Origin of the sequence: Sedimenticola thiotaurini, from assembly GCF_001007875.1 — a bacterium.
In the GTDB taxonomy this organism is placed as follows: domain Bacteria; phylum Pseudomonadota; class Gammaproteobacteria; order Chromatiales; family Chromatiaceae; genus Sedimenticola; species Sedimenticola thiotaurini.
On sequence record NZ_CP011412.1, the window covers coordinates 2,004,074 to 2,030,542 of the forward strand.

General features: G+C 60.7%; 23 protein-coding genes. 7 read left to right on the top strand and 16 right to left on the bottom strand.

What is annotated here, in order from left to right:
• Positions 1 to 10 precede the first annotated feature (10 nt).
• From AAY24_RS09110 to AAY24_RS09135, 6 genes are all read right to left on the bottom strand, one after another.
• Complete coding sequence (locus AAY24_RS09110) at positions 11 to 2,932, bottom strand: formate dehydrogenase subunit alpha (protein WP_046859418.1); 2,922 nt, start codon at positions 2,930 to 2,932, stop codon at positions 11 to 13.
• Between the two features lie 31 nt (positions 2,933 to 2,963).
• Positions 2,964 to 3,176, bottom strand: a complete 213-nt coding sequence (locus AAY24_RS09115; RefSeq protein ID WP_046859419.1) for a twin-arginine translocation signal domain-containing protein — start codon at positions 3,174 to 3,176, stop codon at positions 2,964 to 2,966.
• Positions 3,177 to 3,214: 38 nt separating this feature from the next.
• Positions 3,215 to 3,880, bottom strand: coding sequence for a TorD/DmsD family molecular chaperone (locus AAY24_RS09120; RefSeq protein ID WP_234422147.1), 666 nt, complete (start codon positions 3,878 to 3,880; stop codon positions 3,215 to 3,217).
• A 96-nt stretch (positions 3,881 to 3,976) separates the two neighbouring features.
• The gene (locus tag AAY24_RS09125; RefSeq protein ID WP_046859420.1) at positions 3,977 to 5,599 is read right to left on the bottom strand and encodes a 4Fe-4S binding protein; all 1,623 of its coding nucleotides are present in this window, start codon (positions 5,597 to 5,599) and stop codon (positions 3,977 to 3,979) included.
• The gene (locus AAY24_RS09130; RefSeq protein WP_199930324.1) at positions 5,592 to 6,197 is read right to left on the bottom strand and encodes a DUF3306 domain-containing protein; all 606 of its coding nucleotides are present in this window, start codon (positions 6,195 to 6,197) and stop codon (positions 5,592 to 5,594) included. Before AAY24_RS09130 ends, AAY24_RS09125 begins: the two co-directional genes overlap by 8 nt.
• Positions 6,161 to 6,682, bottom strand: coding sequence for a DUF3305 domain-containing protein (locus AAY24_RS09135; protein ID WP_046859421.1), 522 nt, complete (start codon positions 6,680 to 6,682; stop codon positions 6,161 to 6,163). The genes AAY24_RS09130 and AAY24_RS09135 overlap by 37 nt, the downstream gene beginning before the upstream one ends.
• Before the next feature lie 354 nt (positions 6,683 to 7,036).
• Here AAY24_RS09135 and moaA point away from each other — a divergent pair, with 354 nt between their 5' ends.
• Complete coding sequence (gene moaA, locus AAY24_RS09140) at positions 7,037 to 8,068, top strand: GTP 3',8-cyclase MoaA (protein ID WP_046859422.1); 1,032 nt, start codon at positions 7,037 to 7,039, stop codon at positions 8,066 to 8,068.
• Between the two features lie 89 nt (positions 8,069 to 8,157).
• The gene (locus AAY24_RS09145; RefSeq protein WP_046859423.1) at positions 8,158 to 8,433 is read left to right on the top strand and encodes a hypothetical protein; all 276 of its coding nucleotides are present in this window, start codon (positions 8,158 to 8,160) and stop codon (positions 8,431 to 8,433) included.
• 122 nt (positions 8,434 to 8,555) lie between these two features.
• On the opposite strand, the gene AAY24_RS09150 is transcribed toward AAY24_RS09145, so the two are convergent.
• The 5 genes from AAY24_RS09150 to AAY24_RS09160 form a co-directional block, all read right to left on the bottom strand.
• Entirely contained in the window at positions 8,556 to 9,200 is a 645-nt protein-coding gene (locus AAY24_RS09150; protein ID WP_199930325.1) for a class GN sortase, read from the bottom strand.
• 97 nt (positions 9,201 to 9,297) lie between these two features.
• Positions 9,298 to 9,450: a hypothetical protein gene (locus AAY24_RS19175; protein ID WP_199930326.1), complete on the bottom strand. Its 153-nt coding sequence runs from the start codon at positions 9,448 to 9,450 to the stop codon at positions 9,298 to 9,300.
• An 82-nt stretch (positions 9,451 to 9,532) separates the two neighbouring features.
• Entirely contained in the window at positions 9,533 to 11,701 is a 2,169-nt protein-coding gene (locus tag AAY24_RS09155; RefSeq protein ID WP_199930327.1) for a marine proteobacterial sortase target protein, read from the bottom strand.
• Positions 11,679 to 11,840, bottom strand: coding sequence for a hypothetical protein (locus AAY24_RS19180; protein WP_199930328.1), 162 nt, complete (start codon positions 11,838 to 11,840; stop codon positions 11,679 to 11,681). Before AAY24_RS19180 ends, AAY24_RS09155 begins: the two co-directional genes overlap by 23 nt.
• Entirely contained in the window at positions 11,837 to 12,589 is a 753-nt protein-coding gene (locus AAY24_RS09160) for an OmpA family protein (protein WP_082117097.1), read from the bottom strand. The genes AAY24_RS19180 and AAY24_RS09160 overlap by 4 nt, the downstream gene beginning before the upstream one ends.
• A gap of 350 nt (positions 12,590 to 12,939) precedes the next feature.
• Here AAY24_RS09160 and AAY24_RS09165 point away from each other — a divergent pair, with 350 nt between their 5' ends.
• Positions 12,940 to 13,842: a helix-turn-helix transcriptional regulator gene (locus tag AAY24_RS09165; RefSeq protein ID WP_046861165.1), complete on the top strand. Its 903-nt coding sequence runs from the start codon at positions 12,940 to 12,942 to the stop codon at positions 13,840 to 13,842.
• Positions 13,843 to 13,854: 12 nt separating this feature from the next.
• Here AAY24_RS09165 and AAY24_RS09170 read toward each other — a convergent pair whose 3' ends face one another.
• Both AAY24_RS09170 and AAY24_RS09175 read right to left on the bottom strand, forming a co-directional pair.
• Positions 13,855 to 14,103, bottom strand: coding sequence for a hypothetical protein (locus tag AAY24_RS09170; protein WP_046859426.1), 249 nt, complete (start codon positions 14,101 to 14,103; stop codon positions 13,855 to 13,857).
• Between the two features lie 177 nt (positions 14,104 to 14,280).
• Positions 14,281 to 15,651 (bottom strand): sigma-54-dependent transcriptional regulator, encoded by a 1,371-nt coding sequence (locus tag AAY24_RS09175; RefSeq protein WP_046861166.1) that lies wholly within the window; start codon positions 15,649 to 15,651, stop codon positions 14,281 to 14,283.
• Positions 15,652 to 16,105: 454 nt separating this feature from the next.
• On the opposite strand from AAY24_RS09175, the gene mobB reads away from it, so the two are divergent.
• The 3 genes from mobB (at position 16,106) to pdsS (ending at position 19,617) form a co-directional block, all read left to right on the top strand.
• Positions 16,106 to 16,675: a molybdopterin-guanine dinucleotide biosynthesis protein B gene (gene mobB / locus AAY24_RS09180; protein WP_046859427.1), complete on the top strand. Its 570-nt coding sequence runs from the start codon at positions 16,106 to 16,108 to the stop codon at positions 16,673 to 16,675.
• Positions 16,676 to 16,795: 120 nt separating this feature from the next.
• Positions 16,796 to 17,506: a proteobacterial dedicated sortase system response regulator gene (gene pdsR, locus AAY24_RS09185; protein WP_046859428.1), complete on the top strand. Its 711-nt coding sequence runs from the start codon at positions 16,796 to 16,798 to the stop codon at positions 17,504 to 17,506.
• A complete protein-coding gene (pdsS, locus tag AAY24_RS09190; protein ID WP_046859429.1) occupies positions 17,503 to 19,617 on the top strand; it encodes a proteobacterial dedicated sortase system histidine kinase in 2,115 nt (704 codons plus the stop codon). The genes pdsR and pdsS overlap by 4 nt, the downstream gene beginning before the upstream one ends.
• A 1,326-nt stretch (positions 19,618 to 20,943) precedes the next feature.
• On the opposite strand, the gene AAY24_RS09195 is transcribed toward pdsS, so the two are convergent.
• Positions 20,944 to 21,720 (bottom strand): ABC transporter permease, encoded by a 777-nt coding sequence (locus tag AAY24_RS09195; protein WP_046859430.1) that lies wholly within the window; start codon positions 21,718 to 21,720, stop codon positions 20,944 to 20,946.
• The gene (locus tag AAY24_RS09200; protein ID WP_046859431.1) at positions 21,717 to 22,646 is read right to left on the bottom strand and encodes an ABC transporter ATP-binding protein; all 930 of its coding nucleotides are present in this window, start codon (positions 22,644 to 22,646) and stop codon (positions 21,717 to 21,719) included. The genes AAY24_RS09195 and AAY24_RS09200 overlap by 4 nt, the downstream gene beginning before the upstream one ends.
• Positions 22,647 to 23,007: 361 nt before the next feature.
• On the opposite strand from AAY24_RS09200, the gene AAY24_RS09210 reads away from it, so the two are divergent.
• The gene (locus tag AAY24_RS09210; RefSeq protein WP_046859433.1) at positions 23,008 to 24,135 is read left to right on the top strand and encodes an NAD(P)/FAD-dependent oxidoreductase; all 1,128 of its coding nucleotides are present in this window, start codon (positions 23,008 to 23,010) and stop codon (positions 24,133 to 24,135) included.
• 37 nt (positions 24,136 to 24,172) lie between these two features.
• Here the strand turns inward: AAY24_RS09210 and ptsP are convergent, their stop codons facing one another.
• Complete coding sequence (gene ptsP, locus AAY24_RS09215) at positions 24,173 to 26,437, bottom strand: phosphoenolpyruvate--protein phosphotransferase (RefSeq protein ID WP_046859434.1); 2,265 nt, start codon at positions 26,435 to 26,437, stop codon at positions 24,173 to 24,175.
• Positions 26,438 to 26,469 lie beyond the last annotated feature (32 nt).

A 26,469-nucleotide genomic window follows, 5' to 3' on the forward strand; every position in this document is an offset into this window, starting at 1 on the left:
ATCCTCTTGTTTACGCTTTGCTGATCCTGCACAGGCTACACTTGGTTTCCTGCATCTGGGTCACTGAGTCATAGCCGTAGGTCATGGCCGTATTACAGGCTTCGCCCAACACATAGGGATCGGCCCCTTCCGGATACTTGGCGCGCAGATCCTTGCCTTCGAAATGTCCGCCAAAGTGGAACGGCATGAAGGCCACTCCAGAGGAGACCCGCCGGGTCACCTGGGCCTTCACCTTCACCCGGGCACCCTCGGCGCCCTCCACCCAGACGTCATCACCATCCCGCACGCCGGCATCGTTGGCATCCCGTGGATTGATCTCCACGAACATATCCTGCTGCAGCTCCGCCAACCAGGGATTGGAGCGGGTCTCGTCGCCACCGCCCTCGTACTCCACCAGGCGACCAGAGGTGAGAATAATCGGGTACTCCGTGGAGTAGTCCTTGGCCTGAATGGAGGCGTAGCGGGTCGGCAGCCGATAGAACGACTTACGATCTTCGTAGGTCGGGTACTTCTCCACCAGATCACGCCGGCTGGTGTAGAGCGGCTCCCGGTGAATCGGCACCGGATCGGGGAAAGTCCAGACCACCGCCCTGGCCTTGGCATTACCGAACGGGGCGCAACCGTGTTTGATCGCTACCCGCTGGATACCGCCGGAACGATCGGTCTTCCAGTTCTTGCCCTCCGCCAGCTGCTGCTCTTCCGGAGTCAGATCGTTCCACCAGCCGAGCCTCTTCAGCAGGTCGGCGGTAAATTCCGGGTGACCATCCTTGAGCTCATTACCCACCGGGTAGGAGCCTTCCGCCAGCAGATTCACACCGTTGCGCTCCACACCAAAACGGGCGCGGAAATTGAGCCCGCCACGCGCCACCGGCTTACCGGTATCGTAGAGATTGGGTGTCCCCGGGTGGCCCATCTCCGGCGTGCCCCAGCAGGGCCAGGGCAGACCGTAGTAGTCCCCGTCGCAGGGACCACCCTCCGCCAGCAGTGAGGTGTAATCGAAAGTACCCCAGTTCTGCTGGTGCAGCTTCATCCGCTCCGGATTCTGACCGGTATATCCGATGGTCCACATCCCCTGGTTGTACTCCCGTACGATATCCTCGATCAGTGGCTCTTCCCCGTTGACCTGGATGTTTTTCACCAGCTGTTCGGCAAAACCGAGCTTCTTGGCAAACTTGTACAGGATGGTGTGATCCGGCAACGACTCGAACAGCGGCTCAATGACCTTGTCCCGCCACTGCAGTGAGCGGTTCGAGGCGGTGACCGATCCATAGGTTTCAAACTGGGTACAGGCGGGCAGCAGGTAGACGCCATCTGTCCGATCATGCATGACCGCGGACACGGTGGGATAGGGATCGATAATCACCATCATGTCCAGCTTCTCCATGGCGGCTTTCATCTCCTTGCCACGGGTCTGACTGTTCGGTGCATGGCCCATGAAGACCATAGCCCGGATGTTATCCTTCTGGGCGATGTTGGCCTTCTCTTCCAACACACCGTCGATCCAGCGTGACACCGGGATACCGTTGTTCTGCATCCCGTCTAACTTGTCGCTTCCGCCACCGTCCTCCTCGCCAAAGTATTCACCGGCCCGGGCCTCCCGGTCGAAACGTCCCTTAAGCCACTCATAGTCCACATTCCATACCTTGGCCCAATGTTTCCAGGCCCCCTCGGAGAGACCGTAATAGCCGGGCAGGGTATGGGAGAGCACACCAAAATCGGTGGCCCCCTGAACGTTGTCATGACCCCGGAAGATATTGGTACCACCACCGGACACACCCACGTTGCCCAGCACCAGTTGGAAGATACAGTAGGCCCGGGTGTTGTTATTACCGATGGTGTGCTGGGTGCCGCCCATACACCAGATGAACGTGCCCGGCCGGTGATCCGCCATGGTCTTGGCCACGGCTAACATCTCGTGCTCCGGCACCCCGGTCACCCGCTCCACCTCCTGCGGCGTCCAGTTGGCGACCTCTCTCTTCACCTCTTCCAGGCCATACACGCGCTGGTTGATGTAAGCCTTGTCCTCCCAGCCATTCTTGAAGATGTGCCACAACAGTCCCCAGATCAGTGGTACATCGGTGCCGGGACGCAGCCGCACATACTGGGTGGCGTGGGCGGCGGTGCGGGTAAAGCGGGGATCGATAACGATCAGCGGCGCATTGTTCTCCTCCTTGGCCTTCAACACATGCTGCAGGGAGACCGGGTGCGCCTCGGCGGGATTGCCCCCGATGATCAGGATCGCCTTGGAGTTGTGGATATCGTTATAGGAGTTGGTCATCGCCCCGTAACCCCAGGTATTGGCTACCCCGGCCACGGTGGTGGAGTGGCAGATGCGCGCCTGGTGATCCACGTTGTTGGTGCCCCAGAGAGCGGCAAACTTGCGGAACAGGTAGGCCTGCTCGTTATTATGCTTGGCCGATCCAAGCCAGTAGACCGAATCGGGTCCGGAGCTCTCCCGGATCTGGGCCATCCGGTCGCCGATCTCGTTGATCGCCTCATCCCAACTGATCCGTTTCCACTTACCGTCCACCAGTTTGGTGGGATACTTCAGGCGCCGCTCACCGTGGCCGTGCTCCCGCACCGAAGCGCCCTTGGCACAGTGGGCACCATGACTGAAGGGGTGATCAAAGGCCGGTTCCTGGCCGGTCCAGACGCCGTTCTGCACTTCGGCAATGATGCCGCAGCCCACCGAACAGTGGGTACAGATCGTCCTTACCTGTTCGGTGGTGCCACCCTTTGCCGGTTCGGCCGCCTGCACCCGTCTGATCATGCCGGGAGCGTAGTTGCCGGCCAATACCGCACCGCCAGCCATCAGACCGGAGTTGCGCAGGAATGCACGCCGGCTCAGGGCGCGTCGTCCGGGCATCGCTTCAGCGTGATTCTCGCCGCCTGATTGCGTGGCTATCTGATCAGATCTTTTTGTCAGTTTCATTGCATTCCCCCTGCTGGGCTGCGAGTGCCGTTCAACTTCTCATGGTCTTGTAGTACTCGATGATGTGGGGCGTCAGGTGATACCCTTTCTGGGCCTTCGGCTCGCCTGCCGATCCATCCTGCCCGGCCGCCATGAGCGTGCCCGGCAACACCGTAGCGGTAGCGATACCCACCCCTGTCACCAGTGAGTCTTTGATAAACCGGCGCCGATCAGCATCCGGGTTCCTGTTCTGATCCTGTTTCATCACATCTCCTCCCGCAGTGGGCAGACAGTAAGTGTTGCTTAAACCTGCATGGCCAGGTAACGCTGCTCCAGATCCATGAAGGCGATACCAAAACGGCCCACCGCCCGGTAAAACACGGCGGATCGGGCTTCGCTCAAATCGACAAAGAAACGTTTAAACCAATCGGCCATATGGGTATTAAAGAACTGAGACTGCTGTTCATGAGCCACCCCATCACTGATCAGCAGCTGCATCACTTCACACAGCGCCGCCACGTGATCTTCCGGCTCATGCACCGCCGGATCCCGCTGAAATCCCAGCGCGGCCAGATCGTTCCGCAACCGCCCCAGGGGTCGCTCCATCAGGAACCCGGTGAGATACCAGGAGCCGTAGGGCACCAGTTCACCCCGGCCCAGGCCGATAAACAGGGCATGGTATTCATCATCAATGGTTTCGGGGCTGCAGGATTTGGCCGCCAGCCCCAGCATGGACATGGCCAGCGCCATCTCATCGCCACTCTGATCAACCACGGCAAAGCCGGACACCCACCCCAGACGCTCCTGGTCCGGCGCTCCCCCCAGCAGCGAAGCCAGCAGGGCATAAGCACCGGCGCGGTAGTGCTGTTCCGGGGACGGATCACCATCCACCGGGGTGATCGCGGCGCTATCGGTTTCTGTTTGTTGTTCCACCGCCTCTGTCCGCATAGCCTCCACCTGATCGACCATTCCACCTTCCTCATTACCAGCTATAGAGCAATGGGCGGGCCAGACGCCCCGGGAAAAAAATGACCGATAGGGAGTAATACAACCAGGCCGGATCGATTATTGGAGCGTTTCGCCCTTTACACCCTGGGCCATCGCTTCCGGGTCCTGAACGATATCCACCACTCGACAATCTTCACAGAGAGTCAACCGGTGCCGTGCCCTGCCATCCTGGAACATCCAGTGTCCCTCCAGCTTCTGCAGCATGTTTTCTATCACCGAGCGGGTGGCGAACGGTTTGCCGCATTCGCTGCAGCAGAAGGGGGGTTCCCGGTGCAGCAGGCGCACCCGGTTGCGCTCTTGCCGGTTGAACAGCAACCGGGGAGTGATCCAGATGGCGTCCTCGGGACAGGTGCGGGTACAGATGCCGCACTGCAGACAGTTGGCCTCGATAAAGCGCAGCTGGGGCTCCTCCTGACCCGCCAGCAGTGCATGACCTGGACAGGCACTGACACAGGCCAGGCAGAGTGTACAGGCATCCGCCGCCACCTGAGCGGTACCAAACGGTGCACCCACCGTCAGCTCCACCAGGGGTCGCTGTCCCGGTGACTGCTCATACAGGTGATCAATAGCCAGGTAGGCGACCTGTCGCTTGCCGCCACGGGCAGAGTAGTTGGCCGGCGCAATGGCCACTGCGCCGCTCCCGTCACCGTCGGTCAGGTCCGCCCCATCCAGCAGCCGGATGGCATCGGCCGGATAACCCAGCGCCGCCAGGATCTCCCCCGCAGTCAGCAGCTGCTGTTTTACTGCCGTGGCAACCCGCTCCGGCAGGGCGTTGCGCTCCATCAGCAGGACCGACTCTGCGCCATAGGCCAGCGCACTTAACCACACCTCCAGCCCGACACTGGCCAGCTCCTCCACCTGCAATGGCAGCATATGGGGGGAAAGAGTCGGAGGCTCACCATCCCCATCCGCGTAAATCACCAGCACCGGATTAAAGCCACCCGCCTGGCGATAGCTGTTGAGCATCAGGCGCACCCGTTCCAGCGTGTCTGCCGGTTGGGGATAGCGGTAGCGGATCGCTCCGCTGGGGCAGACCGTGGTACAGACCCCACCACCCTGACAGCGATAGGGGTCCACGCTGATCTGTTCCACCAGTGAGCTGATCGCCTCGGCCGGGCAGGTGTCCATACAGCGGGTACAGGCGATCTGGCCGGACCGGCCATGGGCACAGATCGATGGGTCGTAATCGAAGTAGCGCGGTTTGTCGAAAGTACCCACCAGTTCAGCGAGCTGTTCAGCCGCCCGGGTCAGATCGGGTTCATCACTGCTGCTGCAGATGTAACCCGGCGGCTTCATCGGCATCGCCAGTTGCGGCACCGCCCCCAGATCCAGGATCAGATCCGCCGTGACCAGCTCCCCGTTGGGTTTGTCCGGTTCGCCCAACTGCAAGCGAAATGCCCCCAGGTGACCATCAATACGGAGGGTTCGTCCGCCCTGGGAGATGACCGGTACGCCGGGCAGCTCTTCGCCATCGGTTAACAGCACCTGGGCATGCAGGGGCGGACGCAACCGGGGGGCAAACTCCAGCGCCTCATTGCCTCCGATAATCAACACCCGCCCCCGGGACTGGTAGTCAACCAGGTCAGTGGCTGTTGTTTCCAGGCCGGCAACCGCTTCCAGTGCGGCCTCTCGCGCACGCAGATTGCGTATCCGGGTCGTGTCGGTTATGGATTCATTCATGATGCGCTACCACCTCCTGATCGAGGCCGGGCTGCGGGTCCGGTTGCCCGTCGGAGATGGTCTCCTGAGTTACCGGTTGACCGGTGGTCGATTCGGTCTGGGCGGCCGCAGTAGCCGACCCGGACTCGTCCGACTCCAACTGCAGAGCGGCTTTCAGCCGCTCCTCCGCCATGGCCATCTGATGGCGCATATCCGCGGTGATAATGTCGCCCAGTTTGGTGAAGCTGGTGAAATCGTCCGCATAGTCATCCAGGCCGTCACAGACGTTGAAGGACTCCAGGTGAAACAGCTTCTGCAACGCCTGACGGCGTAACGCTTCACTCACCTGTTCCGACAGGAAACCGCTGTAATCGGATGACTCATCCAGGCTCTCCAGCGGCGGCATGTCCGCATCGGTCAGAGGTTCCGGCTCCGGCGCCGGTTCCGCGGCCGGCAACTGCGCTGCGGCACGCTGTGTCACCGGCTCAGGGGGTGATGAACCAGCGGCCTGTTTCAGACGCGACCAGCGCGACACAAAACCATCCCCCTGGTCATAATCCAGCAGCTCTTTCTCGTCCCGGCTCATGACGCCACGCTCCCGTTCTGATTCTGATGCCACTCGGTTCGCCGACGTTTTTTTCGCTTTTCCGGCACATACTGGTTCAGTACAAACAGCTCACACCAGCGGTACAGCTCCGCCGGAATGGCCACTGCGTAGACCACCTCGTCACCCTCCTGGTAGGCATTGGCCTCGTCAAAACTGAGGGTGACCAGAAAGGGGACCGGCACACCCTCCTCGTCCGCACGCGCCAACACGAACATCCGCGGCGAAGGGGAACAGAGATTGTGGTAATAGCTTTCACACTCATCCAGATGGAGTTGCAGACGGAAGCCGCTGTAGAGATAGTGGCGCAGTTCCCCCTCCTGGTGCACCAGGTGCACGGCCGGGGAGACCCCATCCGTCCAGTGGGAGGCGGTGACTCCGGTCGCTTCCCAGGCGTACCGCTGCCAGGGGCTGGTAGCGGGAGACCGCTGCATCACCACCGACAGGGAAAAAACCGTGGGCGACAGTTCAGCCAGATAATCGGTACCCTGCTCAGACATCCCCTATCACCTCCTGTCCGCTATCCATTGCAACCACGACGCAAGGACCATACCAGTCGCGCTATTCAGCCGCTGAATCAGCAGCGATCAGATCCCGCGGATCAACCGGGCCGCTCGGCAACCTGAAAAATTGCGGCAAAATGTCACAGCCGGTCCGGATTACTGGGACAAATAACACCACTCCTCCCCGACATCCGGCACACCATTCGGGAAAAAACGCCCGGATCAACTCCAGTGGCTGGCAGCCTCCCCGGCAAAGAGTGCACCGGACCGGCTGCCGTGCCGGAATAACCCTAGTAATCAACTATGGTATTTACCGGAGGCTGAATCTACACTCTCCCGAGAGGAGAAACTATGACATCATCCGGACCCAGTGATCGCGACCACACCAGTGAGCCGAACAGACTGATCGATCGGTTCGGCCGCGAGATCAAGTACCTGCGCATCTCGGTTACCGACCGGTGTGATCTGCGCTGTGTCTACTGCATGTCAGAGGATATGCAGTTTGTCCCCCGCTCCCAGCTGCTCACCCTGGAGGAGCTCTACCGGGTCGGTAAAACTTTCGTGGAACTGGGAGTCAACAAGATCCGCATCACCGGCGGCGAACCCCTGACCCGACGCAATATCCTGCAACTGTTCCACGCCCTGGGGCAGTTGGAAGGGCTGGACGATTTCACCCTCACCACCAACGCCACCCAGTTGCCCCGTTATGCCCAGGAGTTAAAGGCGGCGGGCGTCAACCGGATCAACATCAGCCTGGACACCCTGCAGCCGGAGCGCTTCCGAGCCATCACCCGCACCGGCGAACTGCAGAACACCCTGGATGGTATTGATGCCGCACTGCAGGCCGGTTTTGATCGCATCAAGATCAATGCGGTGATCCTGAAGCACCGCAATCACGACGAAGTGGTGGATCTGGTCCGGTTCTGCCAGGAACGGGGATTAGATATCAGCTTCATTGAAGAGATGCCCCTGGGGGTGATCAGCGAACATGACCGGGCCGAGGCCTACTACTCCAGCGACCAGATCCTGGGGGATCTGCAACAGGTCTACCGGATGGTGCCTACCACGGAGACCACCGGCGGTCCGTCACGCTATTACCGGCTCGGTGACAGCGAGACCCGGGTGGGTTTCATCTCGCCCCACAGCCACAACTTCTGCGACAGCTGCAACCGGGTACGCATGACCGCCGAAGGCCGGCTGCTGCTCTGCCTGGGTCAGGAGCACTCCATGGATCTGCGCCGGGTGCTGCGGGCCAATCCCCTGGATGACGCGCCCCTGCGTGCCGCCATCCACGCCTCCATGAAGATAAAACCCAAAGGTCACGAGTTTGATCTCACCAGCCAGCCGGTGCTGTTCCGGCACATGAACGCTACCGGCGGTTAAGCGTAATTTCCGATGATGTGAATCAACGCACACTACGGCACATCGTGCCATAGTTACTGGTGAGAGTATCCAACCGGAGGGATCTAGCCATGCTTACTTTTGAAGACTGCGTCGGCCTCTGTGATCTGGATGAAGATGAGATAAAGGCCATTGCCGAGCATGAACATGTCCCGGAGATCGTCGCGCTGGAGTTAGCCCAGTATCTTATTCGTCTGCCAGACGGAACAATTGCCATCAAGCGCATGATTATTGAGGATATTCAGCACGCCAGGGAGAGCAACAACCCGGACCATGCCAAGCTACTGCAAAATGTACTGAAACATTTTATAGCCAGTCACCCGGACTTCGAATCCTACAAATCCTGACTCTGAATTCAACCAGGCCATTGACGCGGGCAGGCGGGCCGTTCCAAACCGACACCTGCCCCATCGACTTCAGCCCCGCCATATCTATTAACCGCTGAAAAGACAGCTCAACCTGTGCCTGGCTATAGGTAGACCCGTTGCCGATCACCCGGACTGTTACCGGGAGAAGCCGCGAATGGGAGTATCGGTCGTTCCAACGGTACGGCACGAATCACAAAGCGTTCCGGACCACCAGGCAGCCAGGCATCAAACGGGTAACAGGTGATCAGGGTCAGCAGGGTTTGCCCCTGATCCAGTAACCAAAGCTCACTTTTATCATGCACTTCGGCGCTGGCGACCGCGTAGCTCAGCCGGGCCCCCTTCAGGGTGACCAACTCAAGCCGGTCACCCGGCTGCAGCTGTTGCAGAAACCGAAAATGGGTATCCCGGTGTGCGCTGACCACGCTGTTCCCGGCAGCGCCCGGTTCGGCCGTACCGGCCATATGACCCGGCCCGAAAGCCAGGGTCCGACCACTTGCGCCGGCCAGGATAATCTGGTCCACACCGAGCCTGGGCACCTGCAGCCGGGCCAGCGGCCAGGTGTCGGCCCAGGGCCAGGGACGAACCCGTTCACCACCGGCCCGGGCGGTTTCCCAGGCTGACTGCAACAGGTACTGGGCTAACCAAACCTTCGCCTTGATATAACCGCCTTCGGCAATCTGCCAACCGCCGACAAGCAGCATGATGATAAGGATCGGATGGATTACTCTGGATGGGACAAAAGACACAACAGACTCCCGCTGAATGTTACAGATGCCGGGCGGCACGGTGGGCAGTCCCGCCGCGCCGCCGACGGTTCAATCAAATGTGCAAACCGGATGCCGTTTAACGCCGCCCCGATTTTGCCGGTGCATTGCCCCGTCCACCACCCGAGAGTCCGCCAGTCTTGCTTGGCCAGTTACCACCGGGAAATCCCGTGGCCGGGCGGCCCCCGCTCTTCATACCACCACTACCCTTTGAACCGGTTGTTTTTGCCATCTTGGCCTCCTTATTGATGCCGGGTCAGAAAGATCGACTTGGGGCGGTGATCCCCGGCCGCAACACCGCCCGTCGGGTTGTATCAGCTGAACCGAAACCGCTTTCCATCCAGCCATTTTCGACTGAACCAGCCCAGCGTCAGCAGCAGCGCCCCCAACAGCAGTTGGAAATCGGCGGCGGTGGCGGTTTGGGGCAGGCTGCCGAACACCTTGTTAGCACGCCATCCCTGGGGCAGGTTGGTCGGCACCGCCTTGTTTTTCAGCTCCCGCTCTCCCGGTCGGGAGACCGTTTTATCCACAGCCACCAGGCTGGTGTAACGACTCACCAACTGGTGCGCCAGCGCCACCTCCAGCACCGCCTGGCGCACCGCTGCTTCCGCTACGCCCCGGGCCCGGCCATCCATCAGATCGGCGATCTTGCGCCGCGCCCAGAGCTGGTGGACACCGGATCGGGCTGATCCACCCCGCAGGATTACCTGCTGCTGCCAGGGCGTGCCGGCGGCACTGCCGGTCAGGGTTAGGGGCAGGTTCGACCGGGCCATTTTCAGCGCCACCAGCACCGGTTCCCCCTGGTAGAGATCGGGGATACGGGCCGGCCACATCTCCACGCTCTGATCCTCCGGCCAGTGGATTTCGATATCGGTCAGGCGCGGCGTCTCCAGTTTGCTGAACAGGTTGGCCATCTTTTCACCCACTTCCGACACCTTGCCGATATAGGTGAAGGTGCCCCGGCCGAACCGGGCCGCCCGGGTCATGAAAAAACTGTTGGGGGCCGAGCCGATACCTACGGTGAACAACCGGCTGTCACCGAGTTGCTGATGGATCAGGCTGAACAGTGCCTGTTCATTACCCACGCTACCGTCAGTGAGGAACACCACCTGGCGTAATATGCCCCGCTCCGCCTGCTGCCCCAGGGCCAATTGCAGGGCCGGCAACATCTCGGTGCCCCCATCCGCCACCAGGTGATCCACGTAGGCGTCAGCCCGACGCAGATTGTCCGGGGTCGCCGACACCGCCCGGGGAAACAGGGCAGATGTCTGGTGATTGAACTGGATCACGTTGAACCGGTCAGCCGGCTTCAGCCGCTGCAACGCCAGTTTGAGGGCCGCCCGGGCCTGGACAATGGAGGCACCGTGCATGGAGCCCGATGTGTCGATCACAAAGATCACTTCCCGCGGCATGGCTTGCGGCAGCGTCTCCGGCGCCAGTGGCGGCATCAGCATCAACAGGGCATACTCATTTCCCTGCCACTGCTCATTGAACAGCGCCGCCTGGGGTGCGTCCCCCGTCTGCGGCACCCAGACCAGTTCAAAGTCCCGGTTGGCGGGCACCGCCGTGTCGCGCAGCGCCAGATGGTAGACCCCGTTCTCATCATGCTGCTGTGTGATGGGGTGATAGACGCTCTCCAGGTGTGCCAGGGGCATTCCCGGATCGAGCCGGACAGTGATCGACACCGGATTGACAGGAGCTTCAGACGGATCCAGCACCGGCGGGGTGATGCGTGCCGCATCGGGCACCTGTGGGGTATTCTGCGCCCAGCCGTTACCGGAGAACGCCGTCACCTGCTCCCTTCCCAGGGGAGTACCCGGGATGTAGCGGGGTGCCACCACCAGCGGAAAACGGAGCCTGAACTGCCCCTGGCTGTAGGCGATGGTCTGTTGATATTCAATCTCCACCTGTACCGTCTCACCCGGCGCAATATTGGCCACGGCAGTGGTGAAGATATTCGGGCGTTCCTGGCTCAGCAGGCTGGCCTTTTTACCCGCCCGCCGGGCCGCCTGGTAGGCTTTACGGGCCGCACCCTTCTCCCGGATCTCTCCCTCGATCAGGCGCTCACCGATACGCAGACGCATCCGATCCACGGCCGCATGCTCCGGCAGTGGAAACACATAGGTACCTTCGACCCATTCAGTGCCGGGATTGCGAAAGCGCTGGCTGACCAGCACCCGGGCGATCATACCGCTGATGTTCATCTGCACATCGCTCTGCAGCACCGGTGCATCTACTGCCACACCGCCACTGGCCAGTTTCAGCAGCAATGAACCCCGCTGTACCTGACCAGGCTCGATCCGGTTCTGTGCAGCTGCTGTGGGGTCCGGGGGGGCAATGCTCTCGGCCGCTTCCACCGGGCTCATCAGGAGAAACGCCAACAGTCCCAGTAACAGGGAGGTCACCACCCCCGCCAGCAGGGAGATCAGCGAGGTAAACCACATATCCCGCCCCAGATGATTAATCGTTTTTTGCTCGGCCATGACGCACCCCGCTGCTGTTTTTCTGTTTCTGATGTTGGCTGCCCGGCCGTCCCGGCCGAAGTTCATAGAGTTCCCGATGCATAGTCTCTGGCGAGCAGTAGAGAAACTGCTCGCTGAGGGGCTGGATCAACTGGCTCATGGGGCACCTCCAACCTGCAGACGGATCACCACCTGACGGTCATATACCAACCCCTCCGGGTCGTTGACGGAATAACGGGCCGCTGTCTCTCCGTGGGCCTGCCGGGAGATGCGGGCCGGCTGCACACCCTGTTGAATCAGGGCATGACTGACCACCTCGGCCCGCGCCGCACTCAACGCCTGATTAGCCCCCTGTCCGCCACGCCGGTCGGCATGGGCATGCAGCACGATCCGCCACTCATCCAGGGTTCGCAGCATGGCGGCCAGTTCGGCCAGATCCTGCCGATCTTCCGGCTCCAGGGTCGTTTCACCGGTGCGGAAATGGATACGCTGTACGAATCCCCGGGCGATCACCTCCAGCCGTTGCCGGTAGTCGGATTGTGCCGCCGCCAGTTGCCGGGTCAGCGTCTGCAGCTGCCCGCTTTTGACCCGCTCCGCCTGGCTCAACTGCGCCATCGCCTGCCGGGTACTGTGCAGATCCGCTTCCAGCCCCCGGTGACGGCCGAGCAGTCCGCCACCGGCGGCACCCACGATAAATCCGGGCGGTCCACCAATGATGGCCCCGGCGATGGCACCGATGCCGGCACCCTGCCAGGTTTCCCGGTAGTCGGTGGTATCGGCTGACTCTCCGCTCCAGGGCTGCTGCCACTGTTCCAGCCCCTGGGGGCTCTCCTGGTCACCCCCATAGGCGCTGGCGTTGCCCGCCAGCAGCATCCCGATCATCAACGAATTAACGAGTTGTCTGTTCATCCCCTACTCCTGGTTGGCCCAGCGCACCTTCCCTGGTGAGACAGTCATCCTGACTTGCGCCGGTTGCTGGTTGTGTTGGCAGTGATTAAACAGGGCGGGGGTGGCAGATGGGTTGCACAGGCCGGGCAAGGTGGTGGCAGATTCGGGCAGAATTGTGGCAATTTGTCCAAACGGCGCCGGGAGAGTGGTACAAATCGGCCCATATCCTGCGAACTGCCCCTGGCGAGCCATCAGGGACCTCACCCCAATATCCAGACAGAAAAGGGGGATAAAATCAGCGCGGTATGAAATTTGCCTGAGAATTCCGGGTCCAGCCGGCGAAACCAGGGAATTCAGCGATGGTGGCCACAATGCCCCCCCAGAGCGATGCGTTTATGAGCGTCAAACAGGTGGCGGAGTATCTCCATCTGAACGAGAAGAAGATCTATGCACTGGTCAACGAGGGGGGCATCCCGGCCACCAAGGTGACCGGCAAATGGATGTTTCCCCGGGAATTGGTGGATCGCTGGATGCTGGACTCCACCCATGGCGGCCTGCTCAGTGACCGGTTAGTGATCTCCGGTGGCGACGATCCACTGCTTTATCACCTGGTACAGGAGTTCGCCCGGGAACGGGGGAGCCACGCCCTGATCTGCTACACGCCAACCGGCACCCGACTGGGGCTGGACCTGCTGCAGTCCAACCGGGTGGACACCTGCGCCATCCACTGGGGGCCGGACGGAGAGAGCCACATCCGCCATCCGGCCCTGTTGAGCCAATACTCCCAGCATCGCCAGTGGGTGCTGATCCGCGCCTTCAGGCGGGAACAGGGTCTGATGGTCAACCCCACTCTGGCAGCCGGGGAGAAGGAGCCGCAACAGCTGTTTGAGAAGCGCTATCGCTGGGTGTTGCGGCAGAGTGGATCGGGGGCACAACGATTCCTGCTGGAGCTGTTCAGCCATCACGGTGTCGATTGGGATCAGCTGAACTGCCTCACCACCGCACTCTCCGAACGGGAAGCGGCGGCGGCCATTGCCATGCGGCTGGCGGATGTTGCACCCGGCACCCGGGCCACCGCGACGGGCTATGGTCTGGGGTATATCCCCTGCGGGCAGGTCTCGTTCGATCTGGTCCTGCCCCGGGCAATCTGGTTCAGAAAGCTGTTTCAGGAGCTGTTGGGACGCCTGAAGTCCCAACCCTGCCAGGCGATGGCCGACCTGTTGACCGGCTACGATCTGGAGGAGACCGGTCGCTTGATCTGGGGCGATGAGTAACCCGGGGAATCCCTATTCGAGATGCTCCAGCCCCTTCAGGGCGTCTTCCAGAGGTTCGCCCTGCAGATAGCGGGAGCAGCGTTCACGCCACTCGTCACGGGACATTTCTCCCTCAGCCAGCATCGCTGCCACTACCTGTCCCCAGCGCACCAGGTAGCTGTTTTTGTCCAGCAGGTTGGCGTGCTGTTCAAGCATATCCCGGCGCTGTTTGCCCAGGTCGTCCAGTTCATCTTCAACAATTAATCCGTGCTCATCGGTCATAACAGTACCGCCTGTAAAACATCCATAATCCTGATCCCTGCATGGATAGTATCCGCTCGCCGGTGCCAGGGCCAACTGAATGTGGGTTTTTGCTGTGGTGCTGATCGGCGGAGCAGCGAGCCGGTCCCACCTGATAGAGAGATCGTGCCGGACGTGACGGGGAAAGCGACGCTCTGTCTAGCCGTTCAACCCCCACGCCTGGACTTTTCGTTCCAGGGTTTTACGGGATATACCCAGCAGCCGGGCCGCCGCCGACTTGTTTCCCCGCTCACTCTCCAGCACCCGCAGGATGTGCCGTTTTTCCACGCTCTCCAGTTGCAGGTCGTTATCATCCTCGCCCCCTGTGCCGGGTATCGAACTGCCGGGGTTAATACCCGCCAGGCATTGACTGGGAGTGCAGTTCAGCAACAGACAGCGCTCGATCACATTCTTCAGTTCGCGCACATTGCCGGGCCAGTCATAACGCTCCAGGCAGGCCAGTTCAAAGGCGGAGAACTCCGGCCTGGCGACCCCCAGTTCCGCCGCCAGGGATTGGCTGAAATAGTCGGCCAGCACCGGAATATCACCAACCCGCTCCCGCAGTGCTGGCATGCGGATCGAGAGCACATTCAGGCGGTAGAAGAGATCCTCCCGAAACTCGCCGCTGCGCACCCGCTCTTCCAGGTTCTGGTTGGTCGCGGCGATAATCCGAACCGCCACCGGCACCTCCTTGTTGGAGCCGACCGGACGCACGGTGCGCTCCTCCAATACCCGCAGCAGATGGGCCTGCATGGAGAGCGGCATCTCACCGATCTCATCCAGGAACAGGGTCCCTTCATTGGCATAAGTGAAAAGTCCCTCACGGGCCTGGTGTGCCCCGGTAAAAGCCCCCCGGATATGGCCGAACAGCTCACTCTCCAGCAGTTCCGCAGTGATGGCACCGCAATTCACCGGTACAAAACTGCCGGGTCGACCACTCCACTGGTGGATCGCCCGGGCAGCCAACTCCTTGCCGGTGCCGGACTCTCCCTCGATCAGTACGGTGGATGGCATCGGGGCGACCCGTTTAATCACCTGACAAAGATGGCGGATCAGTTCGCACTCACCCACCATGCCGGAACTGTCATAGAGATGATCCACCTGACGCTGCAGCACATAGTTCTCCCGCTGCATTTTCTGACGATCCACGAAACGCTTGACCGCCGCCAGCATCTGCTCCATGCGAAACGGCTTCATGATGAAATCCTCGGCACCGGCCCGAAGTGCGGCGATGGCGGAGCCCAGGTCGGCGTTGGCGGTCATGAAGATGACTCCGGTGGCGGCACCCTGACCCCGTAGCGAAGTCACCCACTCGACGCCACCACTGCCCGGCAAGCGGATATCCGCAATGATCAGATCAAAATAGCAGCGATCATTGAGAACCTCTGCAGCTGCGGCGCTCTCCGCCGTCTCCACCAGGCTGAAATAGTTTTTCAGACCGCGCTGCAGAAAACTGCGGGACTCCGGTTCGTGGTCCACAATCAGCACCGAAGTCATGCGCGTCTCTGAATCGATCCTTCTGGGATCCATTTGATGCTCTGCCACTGTTGTCACCTTCCGTCTGGAATCCGGGAATGGATAAGCACGGGAACCGACCTGGCCCGTGGACATCTTGTTATTCTGAAAGCTTTATAAAAGATAGTGTGACCGATCAGTCAGGCCGCTGCAGAGGGGCGATAACTGCCCTGCGTCTCCCAAGTATGGGACATTTTGTCACAAATGCCAGTGGCCAAATGACGACAATCTGACCATACCACCGGAGGATCAGCCTTCCGACCCGATCCTGCCCATGACAAACGGACCCGCCTGTTGGGACAAACAGCCCATTCTGCTGACTTTTTTCAGATTTCCGACCTGCATGGTCGACCCGGCTTTATACGGTTCCTGACAGATCATGCAACTGGCACCCTTATTGCTGATTAGATAACCGTGCAACCGTAAACAGGCTTCCCTATTCTGACAGCCGGGCCAGGACAGCAGACATATGATTGAATTTCCGCTGCCGATTTTTGGATTCAGTGCCTTCAGCGGGACCGGCAAAACCCGCTTGCTGACCCAGGTGCTGCAGATACTGGGGCGACAGGGGCTGCGTATCGGTGCCGTCAAACATGCCCATCACCGGTTCGAGGTGGACCACCCTCAGAGTGACAGCTACCAGCTGCGCATGGCGGGGGCCGACCAGATGCTGGTGGCATCCCCCAACCGCATGGCCCTGGTGACCGAACTGGACGAAGCGGAACCGGAGCCCCGCCTGGCCGAACTGCTCAGGGTGCTGGATCCCTCCAGCCTGGATCTGGTACTGGTGGAGGGGTTCAAGAGAGAGCGTTTTCCCAAGATCGAGCTGCACCGGCCCAGCCTGGGTAAACGACTCCTCTACCCGGACGATCCGGACATTATCGCCATCGCCACCGATGGCCCGCTCACCACCCAGCCATGCCATATTCCGCTACTGAACCTGAACCAGCCGGACAGTATCTCCGACTTCCTGCTTGCACGCTGTTTCGGCCGTCCCGGGAAGCCGGCACCGGTCGTGCCGGAGTTCGGACAGGGTTAACCCGGCATCCCGACCCGGTCTGCCGGGCAGGTATTCTGTGGGTGAGTTAACGCCACACACCACTTATTGCCAAGGGTCGATATGGTGTAAAGTGCAGTGCAAAAAGCGCACGCTGACACCATGAAAAAACTGATAGCCATTGTTGAAGACGAACCCGCCATCCGGGAAAACTATGCCGACCTGTTACGTCGTGAAGGTTACGAGGTGCGAGGCTATGCCTCGCGCCAGGAGGCGGACGCAGCGTTTCGTGAACAACTGCCTGACCTGGCCATTCTGGATATCGGCCTGGATGATGAAATGGAGGGTGGATTCACCCTGTGCCGTGAACTGCGTGCCCGCTCCAGCACCCTGCCGATCATCTTCCTCACTGCCCGGGACAGCGAACTGGATGCCGTATCCGGTCTGCGTTTGGGGGCGGATGACTACCTGACCAAGGACATCACGTTGGCCCACCTGGCGGCCCGTATCTCCGCTCTGTTTCGTCGTATGGAAGCACTCAGCCAACCGGTCCAGGAGGAGAATATCATTCAGCGCGGCCCCCTGAAGCTGGATCTGGACCGGCTGCAGGTGAGTTGGCAAGCGACACCGATCGACCTGACCCTGACCGAATTCTGGTTTGTCCACGCCCTCTGTCAGCGACCGGGTCACGTGCGCAGCCGGGATCAGCTGATGGAGGCCGCCAATATCCTGGTGGATGCCACCAGCATCAGCACCCATATCAAGCGTATCCGGCGGAAATTCGAAGAGTGCGATCCGCAGTTCAACGCCATCGAGACCGTCTACGGCATCGGTTATCGCTGGCAAAACAGTAACCCCACCGCCTCGGGATGAGCCAAAAGCGCCGCTTTTCCCAGAGTATCCGCTTCAAGCTGCTGCTGGTGGCACTCGCCCTGCTGGCGATTCCCTGGGCCGGCTACCGTTACCTGCAGGAGACCGAGCGATTCCTGCGCCAGACCCAGGAGACCATGCTGCTGGGAACGGCCCAGGCGGTGGCCGCCATCCTGCACAACAGCAGCGCCATGAGCCGCTCCTCCCGCCTGCCGTCAGGTGGCTCAGCGGAACCTTTGCAGTATGTGAATCAGCTGGAACAGCCGATCCAGCCGGATGGCTACAGCGAGGAGTGGCAGCCCTACCTCGGTAATCTGCAACGCTACCCGGAGCCGGATAAGTGGCTGTTCGAGGGTATCCTGGGCGAATACGGCGACTACCTCTACCTACTGCTGCGTGTGCAGGATCACCAGGTTCGCTATCGCCCACCGGGCAACACCCGCCTGGACCAGGGGGACTATGTGGAGCTCCGCCTCACCGCCAGGACCGGGGAACCGGTCCGCTACCGGATCGCCCCCACCGGCCCCGGCTATGTCACGGTGCGCCGGATGCCGAACGACAGCGAAGCGCCGTTGCCAATCGGCCGGGAAGACCGCATCCGGGGCGGCTGGCAGACCTCGGAGAGCGGCTACACCCTGGAACTGAAGATCCCCCAATACCTGGTTGGGGAGCAGATCGCCATCACGGTGGCAGACCTGCACGACGGCAGCGGATCATCAACTTACCATCGGGTAAATTCCACCGGCCCTGGGCAACCGCCTCCACTGGGACGTATCGTGCGCCCCGACCCGGAGATCGGTCGCCTGATCGGAGGTCTGGAACATGAGAACGCCCGCATCTGGGTGATCAACAACCAGCGCCTGGTGCTGGCCAAACGGGGCCGCCTGCAACCGCCGGAATCGATCACCGACGACAGCGACTCCCTGCGCATCTCGCCGTTGCAACCCCTGTTGCGACTGGTACTGGATCAGCCCAGCACCAATTTCCAGGACGACCTCTCCCGCAGCGCCCGCCTGACCGGGCCCGAGATCGACGCCGCGCTGGCGGGCCAGCCACAATCACGCCGGCGCAGCACACCGGACCAGCGGGCGGTTATTCTCTCCGCCGCCTGGCCGATCCAATCATCCAGCGGCGTCACCGGTGCGGTGCTGGTGGAGCAGACCACCAACCAGATCCTCACCCTGCAGAACCGGGCGCTGGAACAGATCAGCGGCATCACCCTGGTGCTGTTTCTGTTCATCGGGCTGGCGATCCTCGGCTTCGCCAGCCTGCTGACCAGCCGGATACACCGCCTCAGTCGGCGGGTCGACAAGGCGGTAACCGCCGATGGGCGCATACTGGGCACACTGGAGCCGGACCGTTCGGCGGATGAGATCGGCGACCTGAGCCGCAGCTTCTCCGGGGTGCTGAACCGACTGGCCGAGTACAACCGCTACCTGGAGGCGATGGCGTCAAGACTCGCCCACGAGTTCCGCACACCGCTGACCATCGTCAGCTCCTCGTTGGAGAATCTGCAGGGCAACAACGTACCGGAAGATCAACAGCGCTATATCCGGCGCGCCCAGGAGGGAGTGGAACGGCTCGGCCTGATCCTGCATCGCATGCGCGAGGCGACCCGACTGGAGCAACAGCTGCTCCAGACCGAGCTGGTCGCGTTCGATCTTGGCGGGTTGCTGGATATGGCCCTGGAGGGCTACCGGGGTGCCTTTCCCGAGGTGGCGTTCGAACTGGAGCGGTGCCCGGAGCCGATCGTGATCCAGGGCGCTCCCGACCTGATCAGTCAGGCCCTGGATAAACTGATCAGCAATGCAGTGGATTTCCACCAGACCGGTACACCGATCCGGCTGATCCTGGAAAGAGTGGACCAGCAACAGGTTCTGTTGAGTGTCTGCAACAGCGGCCCGGCCCTCCCCCCGGGGATGGAGCAGGAGCTGTTTTCATCCATGGTGTCGATCCGTAAAAAGAGCAGCGACGAACCGCACCTGGGGCTGGGTCTCTACCTGGTGCGCCTGATCAGCGAGTTTCACGGTGGTCATGCCGAGGCGGTCACACTGGAGACACCTGCCGGGGTGGCGTTCCGGCTGTTTTTCCCGGTCGCACAGCCGTCCCGTTAGGCTGTTTAAACCGGGGATCCGGCCCGCTGGGCCGGGTTACTTTTACGGGTAAAAGTAACCAAAACCCTCACTCCACCACGCCACCCCGGCGGGGTTCCCTGCGTTTCTCGCCCGCGCCGCGGCGAGTTTTTTTCACGCGCCGCTCGGACCGAGAAGCGCAGAGTACCCGAAGGGCAGGCTGACCGGGGAAAGGCTTTTGGGCAGTTTTGGCCACAAAAGTACCTCACCAAAGGCCGCCAGGCCGGGCGAATTCCTATAACAGATCAATTCTTTTTTAAACCGGGGATCCGGCCCATTGGGCCGGGTTACTTTTACGGGTAAAAGTAACCAAAACCCTCGCTCCACCACGCCACCCCTGCGGGGTCCCCTGCGTTTCTCGCCAGCGACGGGGCGCGCATAACTCGCTGCGCTCAAACAAATGCGCGCCGTTTTCCGTCGCCGGCTGCGATACTCGGTGGCGTGGAGGTCGGATCTTCCTGCGGAACCCAAACTTCGAATGAAGTTTTTATATGAAGAACCAGCGGATTGGCAGGCTGTATATCAGTGCGCCTCCCCGTTCAGCCTGTCGAGCATCGCAGGGCTGAGCGGAATCAAGCGTGAAATTGTCTGAGCCGCAACGCGGCGAGTTTTTTCACGCGCCGCTCGGACCGAGAAGCGCAGAGCACCCGAAGGGCAGGCTGACCGGGAAAAGGCTTTTGGGCAGTTTTGGCCACAAAAGTACCTCGCCAAAGGCCGCCAGGCCGGGCGAAATGCCTTTCGCTGCTCAAGTATTTCTTAACTATTAGCAGCGAAGAGTCTTTAGTTAAGAAGGAGTTCCGACCCTCCGGGCCGGGTTACTTTTACGGGTAAAAGTAACCAAAACCCTCGCTCCACCCCGCCACCCCTGCGGGGTTCCCTGCGTTTCTCGCCAGCGACGGGGCGCGCATAACTCGCTGCGCTCAGACAGATGCGCGCCGTTTTCCGTCGCCGGCTGCGATACTCGGTGGCGTGGAAGTCGGGCTATCCTACGAAGCCTAAACTTAGAATGAAGTTTTTATATGAAGGACAAGCGGATTGGCAGGCTGTATATCAGTGCGCCTTCCCGTTCAGCCTGTCGAGCATCGCAGGGCTGAGCGGAGATACGCGTGAAATTGTCTGAGCCGCAACGCGGCGAGTTTTTTCACGCGCCGCTCAGACCGAGAAGCGCAGAGTACCCGCAGGGCAGGCTGACCGGGGAAAGGCTTTTGGATACTTTTGGCCACAAAAGTATCTCGCCACAAGCCGTCAGGCCGGGCGAAATGCCTTTAGTCCGTCAATCCTTTTTCCACCGTCATCTGCAAAGAATCTTTAGTTCTTGATACCCACGCCACGATTGAGCAGGCGCAGACTGAAACCGGTCAGGACTACGATAAACAGCACCACAATACCCAGCGCCGCGCCGATGGGAATATCCGAAACCCCCAGCAGGCCGTATCGGAATGCGTTCACCATGTAGAGTATGGGATTGGCCAGTGACACTGTCTGCCAGAACTCCGGCAACATGCTGATGGAGTAGAACACCCCGCCAAGGTAGGTCAGCGGGGTCAGCACGAAGGTCGGCACAATGGAGATGTCATCAAAGCTCTCGGCATAGACCGCGTTGATGAAACCGGCCAGGGAGAACAGGATCGCGGTCAGCACGAACACTGTCAGGGTCCAGACGTAACTCTGCACCTGGATATCGGTGAAGAATAGCGACACCCCGGTCACCGCGATCCCCACCAGTACGCCGCGCGCCACGCCACCGGCCACGTAACCGGCCAGGATCACCCAGTTGGGCACCGGCGAGATGATCAGCTCCTCCACGTGGCGCTGGAACTTGCTGCTGAAAAATGACGACACCACGTTGGAGTAGGAGTTGGTGATCACCGCCATCAGGATCAGTCCCGGCACGATAAAGTCGATATAGCTGAAACCATCCATCTCACCGATCCGGGAACCGATCAGGTTGCCGAAAATGATGTAGTAGAGCACGGTGGTGATCACGGGAGGCAGAATGGTCTGCAGCCAGATCCGGGTGAAACGCAGCAGCTCCTTGGTAAATATGGTCTGAAAAGCGGTCAGGTAGCGGCTGAAACGGCTCATTTCGACGCTCCGTTCCGGCTGTTCTCCACCATGTTCATGAATAACTGCTCCAGTCTGTTCTGTTTATTGCGCAACGAGGTGATACCGATCCCCTGCCGGGTAAGCTGTTCGAACAGCTGGTTGATACTCTGCTCACTGCTGACCGACACTTCCACCCGCTGCTCATCCAGCCGTTTCAGCTCAAAACCCTGTAGCCGGGGCAGCTCCGCCACCTCATCGCGCAGATTCAGGATAAAGGTCTCGGTACGCAGCTGATGCAGCAGCTGATCCATGCGGGAGTGCTCCACCAGACGCCCCTGGTTGATAATGGCGATATTGCGGCACAGGCTCTCCGCCTCTTCCAGGTAGTGGGTGGTGAGGATGATGGTGGTGCCCTGTCGGTTCAGCTCAACCATGAACTCCCACATGGAGCGGCGGATCTCCAGATCCACGCCGGCGGTCGGCTCATCAAGTATCAGCAGTTTTGGCTGGTGCACCAGGGCCCTGGCAATCATCAGCCGGCGTTTCATGCCACCCGAGAGGGTACGGGACATCTGGTGCCGCTTGTCCCACAGATCCAGTTGTCGCAGACTCTGTTCGGCGCGTCGCCACGCCTCTTTCCGGGGAATACCGTAGAAGCCGGCCTGATTGACCACGATCTCGCCAATCGGCTCCCACATGTTGAAATTGAACTCCTGGGGTACCAGGCCGATGCAGGACTTCACTCCTTCCGGATCGCGATCCAGATCGTGACCAAACACCCGCACCTGACCAGAGGTCTTGTTGACCAGGGAGCTGATGATGCCGATAGCAGTGGACTTGCCGGCCCCGTTGGGCCCCAGCAGGGCAAAAAAGTCGCCCTCCTGTACGGTGATATCGACCCCTTTCAGGGCCTCAAAACCGTTCTTGTAGACCTTTTTCAGGCCCCTGATTTCGAGTGCATTCATGGGTTATGGATAAATCCGGATAGCTGATCTGGGTAGCGGACGAACAATAGAGGAAACAGCGGCACCGGATCAACCGCCCGGGCACGTCACACAACCATTGGCAAAAATATTACGCCTATATGGAGCCGTTAATGATGAAATCAACCGCACAAGCCGCGCTTCCGGCTGACCGCCAAGAGCAATCCATATTCGTAACAGGTTCGGATCACCCGGACAGTCCGTCGGCTTTATCGGTCCACCTGACCGATGACCCGGTTCACCAACCCTGCCAAAGGCAGGGAGACGACCAGGGCAAAATCGATATAATGGGAAAAAATGTACCGGGTCTCCCGGCCATTATCCCTTTCCCTGAGGTACAGGCATGAACAGAATCACTATAGTCGGGGCCGGATTCGCTGCCCTGACCGCCGTGCAGAAACTGCGCGCCGCCGATCCCACCGCTGAAATCACCCTGGTGGCACCGACCCCCGAATTCTCCTACCTGCCCGGCACCATCTGGATTCCCGCCGGACTGCGCCAGCCCGAGCAACTGAAAGTCGACCTGAACAACTTCTTCCGCCGCATGGGGGTCAACTACTACCAGGGATCAGCTACTGGACTCAAGGCAGAGGGAAGAGTCCTGGTCACCGACCAGGGAGAGATCGAAAACGACGGCCTGATCATCTGTTCCGGCGGGCGCTTCATCAAGAAACTGCCTGGCATTGAACACGCCATCACCCCCTGTGAAGGGATACCGGCAGCGGTCCGGATCCGCGACCGGCTGCGGGAACTTCAGGAGGGCACCATCGCCGTTGGGTTTGCCGGCAATCCCAAGGAGCCCTCCGCCATGCGCGGTGGCCCGATGTTCGAATTTCTGTTTGGTATCGATCAACAGCTGCGTAATGAAGGACGACGGGATCGCTTCAAACTGATCTTTTTCACCCCGGCACCGGAGCCCGGCAAGCGACTCGGACCCAAGGCGGTGGCGGGCCTGTTGCGGGAGATGCAAAAACGCGGCATTGAGACCCACCTGGGCCACAAGATGAAACAGTTCACCGACAACAAGGTAGTCACCGAGGGCGGGGAGTTTGACGCCGACCTGATCCTGTTCATGCCCGGCATGACCGGTAACCAGTGGTTTGACAACACCGACCTGCCCCGCTCGCCAGGTGGCCTGGTGAAGGCGGATGCCCAGTGCCGGGTGGAGGGGATGCCGCGGGTCTACGTGGCCGGCGATTCCGGCAGTTTCCCCGGTCCCGACTGGATGCCCAAACAGGCGCACATGGCCGATCTGCAGGCGGAAGCCTCCGCTGCCAATCTGCTGGCCGAGCTGAACGGGCAACAACCGACCCGCACGTTCAAGGTGGAGCTGTTCTGTATTGTGGACAGCCAGACCCGGGGCAGCCTGGTGGCCCGCACCAGCAAACGCAATATCGCCCTGCCCCAGATGCGGGCGTTCCATTGGCTGAAGCGGCTGTTCGAGTGGTGGTACCTGCGCCAGTATCGCTGAACCGACAGCGGCTGACCTCTATCCCCCGAACGGCCGGCTATTTACCCGGACGTACCAGGCCGCCGAGGCCCATCTCGTCGAGGGATTTCTCCATCAGTTCACGGACCTGCCGGGCGTCGGTCATGCGCAGCGCCGCCTGCAGCAGGCTCTTTGCCCTGGCCCGACTGTAACTGCGGATAACCCACTTGATCTTAAGCAGACTGCCGGCACTCATGCTGAGGCTGTCCACCCCCATGCCGAGCAGCAGCACAGCCGCCAGCGGATTGCCGGCCAGCTCACCACAGACACTGACCGGCCGTTGGTAGGTGGCCGCGCCCTCCACAATCTGCACCAGCGCCCGCAGCACCACCGGATGCATATCATCAAAGATCGCCGCGACCCGGGGGTTGTTCCGGTCCACCGCCAGCAGATACTGGGTCAGGTCGTTGGTGCCCACGGAGAGGAAATCGACCCGGCGGGCAATCTCGTCAATCTGGTAGACCGCCGACGGCACCTCGATCATCACTCCCACCGGCGGCAATTCGGCCTTGTACCCCTCTTCCAGCAACTCCTCATGGGCGCGCTGGATCAGCATCTGCAGCTCTTCTACTTCGGAGACCTTGGTGATCATGGGCAGCATGATCCGCAGATTGTTCAGGCCGATGTTGGCCCGGATCATGGCCCGGATCTGAGTCAGAAAGATCTCCGGATGATCCAGCGAAATGCGCACGCCGCGCCAGCCGAGGAACGGGTTGGACTCGGTGAACGGGAAATAGGGGAGCGGCTTGTCACCACCGATATCCAGAGTACGCAGGATCACCGGGCGGGGTGCGAACATGGTGAGCATGCGCTGATAACTCTCCACCTGCACCTCCTCACCGGGGAAACGGTCCCGCACGATGTAGAGCAGTTCGGTACGGTGCAACCCCACACCCTCCGCCTCATTCATCCCCATATCCATCACATCGGAGATCAGTCCGGTATTCAGGTAGAGCGGAACGGTTACGCCATCGGTGGTCTCGGACTTCAGGCCGCGCATCATCTCCAGTTCACTGGAGATCTCGGACTCCTCCTGGGCCAGGCGTGCATACTCATCGGTGACCGATGGATCGGGAGAGACGTAAACCCGACCCCGATAACCGTCGATGATGATATCCAGCCCCTCCAGCCGACCGACCGGCAGTTCGCTCACCCCCATCACGGCCGGGGCACCCATGGCCCGTGCCAGGATGGAGACGTGGGAGGAGCTGGAACCCTTGGCGGAGACGATACCGGCCAGCCGTTCCGGCGGCACCTCCGCCAGCTGTACCGGGCTGATATCGTCTCCCACCAAAATGGTCTTTTCCGGAAAATTCATCTCCCGTGGCTTTTCCGTCTGCAGATGCATCAACAGGCGGCGGCCGAGATTGCGAATATCGGATGCCCGCTCCCGGAGATAGACGTCATCCATGTTATCGAACATCCGGGCGTGGGTTTCGATAGTGTCGCGCAGCGCCCCCTGCGCCCACTGTCCCTGTTCAATGCGCAGTACCGTCTGGTTCACCAGGGTATCGCTGCCAAGCATCAGCAGCAGCGCATCGAACAGCGCCAGCTCTTCCACCGGCAACTCTTTGGAGAGCCTGTTCTTGACGTTCTCCAGCTCCTGCCGGGTCAGGGAGACCGCATCCTTGAAAGCAGTGACATCGGCCTCGACATTGTCCGTGGTACGACTCGGCACCGCATCCAGATCCGCCAACTGATAGGCGACCACCGCCTGCCCCGTCCCCACACCGGGCGAGGCCGGCTGCCCGCTCAGATAACGATTGAGCGGTTTGCGTGAGGGCTGCAGCTGGTTCAGTTCGCCACTGGCCCGGGCATGGGTAATAGCCCCGGCCAGTTGTGCCGCCAGGGTAAACAGGAAGGTGACCTCGTTGTCATCAAACTTGCGCGACTCCACCTGCCGCACCACCAGCACCCCCAAAACCTTGCGATTCTGGATAATGGGTACACCCAGGAAACCCCGATACTGGGTCTCACCGGTGGAGTGCTTGGCCAGGTAGCGGGGATGCTCCGTGGCATCATCCAGGTTGACCGTCTCGGCCCGTTCACAGACCAGGCCCACCAGGCCGCGATGCATGGGCAGGCTGACCTTGCCGACCGCATCCTGGCGCAGACCTTCGGTAGCCAGCAGCACGTGCTCACGCCGGTCGAAATCGGTCAGATAGACCGAGCAGACATCGGTTTTAATCGCCTGCTTGACCCGCTTCACAATTACATTGAGCGCCTCACCCAGGTCCGGTGCGGCGTTGACCTCTTGTACTATCCGGTGAAGTATCTCAAGCATGCTCTCGTCTGATCAGGTTGTGTTGCCAAATG